Annotated in this window: 1 protein-coding gene and 1 pseudogene; both read right to left on the reverse strand. The window is 70.0% G+C overall.

What is annotated here, in order from left to right:
* Positions 1 to 116: 116 nt before the first annotated feature.
* Positions 117 to 2,432 carry a methylmalonyl-CoA mutase gene (scpA, locus tag G6018_RS07785; RefSeq protein ID WP_179525291.1) on the reverse strand — a complete coding sequence of 772 codons (2,316 nt, stop codon included), beginning with the start codon at positions 2,430 to 2,432 and terminating at the stop codon, positions 117 to 119.
* Between the two features lies 1 nt (position 2,433).
* Positions 2,434 to 2,740 (reverse strand): annotated as a pseudogene (locus G6018_RS07790) (methylmalonyl-CoA mutase); the annotation flags it as partial.

The following is a 2,740-nucleotide window of genomic DNA, read 5'->3' on the forward strand; positions in this document are numbered from 1 at the left end:
CCTCGGGCCCGTCGCGGACGGGACCGGACCGCGGACCGCACCCGTACCGAGCGTGGTGGACAGGCTGCCCGTGACGTTGCCCGAGCCCGCGGGATCGGGACCGGAGCCGAGGCGGTTCAGGACTCGGCCCCCGCCCCTGCCCCCTCGCCGGGGCGCGCCGGTGCCGAGCCCGCGGCGTCCGATCCCGGGGACTCCGGGCCGGCGGAGGGCAGCTCGTGACCGAGTTCCCGGGCCAGTGCCCCGAGCAGTTCGATCGCCGCGTCCGAGATCACGGTGCCGGGGGGATAGATGGCGGTCGCCCCGGCGTCGTAGAGCTCCTGGAAGTCACCGGGCGGGATGACGCCACCGACGGTGACCATGATGTCCGCACGGCCCACCGCGGCGAGCGCCTCGCGCAGTGCCGGCACCAGGGTGAGGTGACCGGCGGCCAGGGAGGACACGCCGACCACGTGGACGTCGGCGTCCGCGGCCTGCTGGGCGACCTCTTCCGGGGTCTGGAACAACGGGCCCATGTCCACGTCGAAGCCGAGGTCGGCGAAGGCGGTCCCCACGACCTTCTGCCCGCGGTCGTGGCCGTCCTGTCCCATCTTGGCCAACAGGATGCGCGGCCTGCGACCCTCCAACTCGGCGAACTCCTCGGCCATCTTCATCGCCTTGGTGACGTTGTCCACGGCGCCCTCCTTGGAGACCTCCTGCCGGTACACGCCGGACAGGGTCTTGATCTCTGCCTTGTGTCGACCGTAGACCTTCTCGAGCGCGTCCGAGATCTCGCCGATGGTCGCGTGGGCGCGGGCGGCGTCGATGGCCAGCGCCATGAGGTTGTTCTCCATACCGCTCCCGGCCCCGCCGCCGGCGGCCTCGGTGAGCCTGTCCAGGGCCGCCTGGCAGGCGGCCTCGTCGCGCTCAGCCCGGAGCCTGTCCAGCTTGGCGAGCTGCTCGGTGCGCACGCGGGAGTTCTCGACCTTGAGGACCTCGATCTCCTGGTCCTCGGTGACGACGTACTTGTTGACCCCGATCACCGGCTGGCGACCGGAGTCGATCCGCGCCTGGGTGCGGGCTGCGGCCTCCTCGATGCGGAGCTTGGGGATCCCCTCGCCGATCGCCTGTGCCATCCCGCCCGCCTCCTCGATCTCGATGAGGTGCAGTCGGGCCTTGTCGGCGAGCTGAGCGGTGAGCCACTCGATGTAGTACGACCCCGCCCAGGGGTCGATGGGGCGGGTCGTCGCCGATTCCTGCTGGAGCAGGAGCTGGGTGTTCCGCGCGATGCGGGCGGAGAAATCGGTGGGCAGCGCCAGCGCCTCGTCGAGGGCGTTGGTGTGCAACGACTGCGTGTGACCCTGCGTCGAGGCCATGGCCTCGATACACGTGCGGGCGACGTTGTTGAACACGTCCTGGGCGGTGAGCGACCAGCCGGAGGTCTGGGAATGGGTCCGCAGGGACTTGGACTTCTCGTTCTGCGGTCCGAACTTCTCCACCAGTTCACTCCAGAGCAGGCGGCCCGCCCGCAGCTTGGCGATCTCCATGGAGAAGTTCATCCCGATCGCCCAGAAGAAGGACAGCCGAGGGGCGAACTTGTCGATCTCCAGCCCGGCGTCCAGCCCGGCGCGCAGGTATTCGACGCCGTCCGCGAGCGTGTACGCCAACTCCAGATCCGCCGTCGCACCGGCCTCCTGGATGTGGTAGCCGGAGATCGAGATCGAGTTGAACCGGGGCATCTTGCGGGAGGTGTAGGCGAAGATGTCCGAGATGATCCGCATCGAGGGCGTGGGCGGATAGATGTAGGTGTTACGGACCATGAACTCTTTGAGGATGTCGTTCTGGATGGTCCCCGCGAGCTGCTCCGGAGCCACCCCCTGTTCCTCGGCCGCCACCACGTACAACGCGAGGATCGGCAGGACGGCGCCGTTCATCGTCATCGAGACGGAGACCGCGGACAGGTCGATCCCGTCGAACAACTCGCGCATGTCCAGGATCGAGTCGATCGCCACACCCGCCATCCCGACGTCCCCGGCGACCCGGGGGTGGTCGGAGTCGTACCCGCGGTGGGTGGCCAGGTCGAACGCGACCGACAGCCCCTTCTGGCCCGCCGCGAGGTTGCGGCGATAGAAGGCGTTGGACTCGGCCGCGGTGGAGAAGCCGGCGTACTGCCGGATGGTCCACGGCTGGTTGACGTACATGGACGGGTACGGACCGCGCAGGAACGGCGCGGCGCCCGGGACGGTGTCCAGCGGGAAGGGCGTGACCTTCTCGCCGTCGTCGGTCGGGGCGCTGCCCGTCTCGACCGCGTCACGGTCCGCCTTGGTGAACACCCGCTTGACGTCGATGCCCTCCGGGGTCTCCCACGTGGGGCCCTCGTCGACGGAACCCGGCTGGGGGGCTCCGTCGGTGGACCCGCGCAGCGGAGAGATGCTGAAATCGGGGAAGGTGGTCATCTCACTTCACTCCCAGCTGGTCGAGGAGGGTGGTCAGGGCGGCGACGGCGTTGATCCCGGTCGCGAGGTATCCGTCCGGTCGGTCGTCGGCGTCGGCGGGGAACTCCTTCTCGGCGCCCGCGAGGTACACCGTCGTCACACCCGCCTCGCGCAGCGCCCGGACGGCCTCCGGGCCCTCGGTGGCATAGCGCTTGTCGGCGCCGCAGAGGACGGCGATCTCCTCCCCCTCGCGGACCCCGGCGTACTGGTCGGCCGCGGTGGCGAGGGGGTTGCGGGCCTCGATCCCGCCCGCCGCGAGCAGGTTGGCG

This window comes from Dietzia sp. DQ11-44 (genome assembly GCF_014145205.1).
Classification (GTDB): Bacteria; Actinomycetota; Actinomycetes; order Mycobacteriales; family Mycobacteriaceae; genus Dietzia; species Dietzia natronolimnaea.

Coding starts and splice junctions, on each gene's coding strand:
- scpA (WP_179525291.1), bottom strand. CDS start 2,432: ATGACCACCTTCCCCGATTTCAGCATCTCTCCGCTGCGCGGGTCCACC.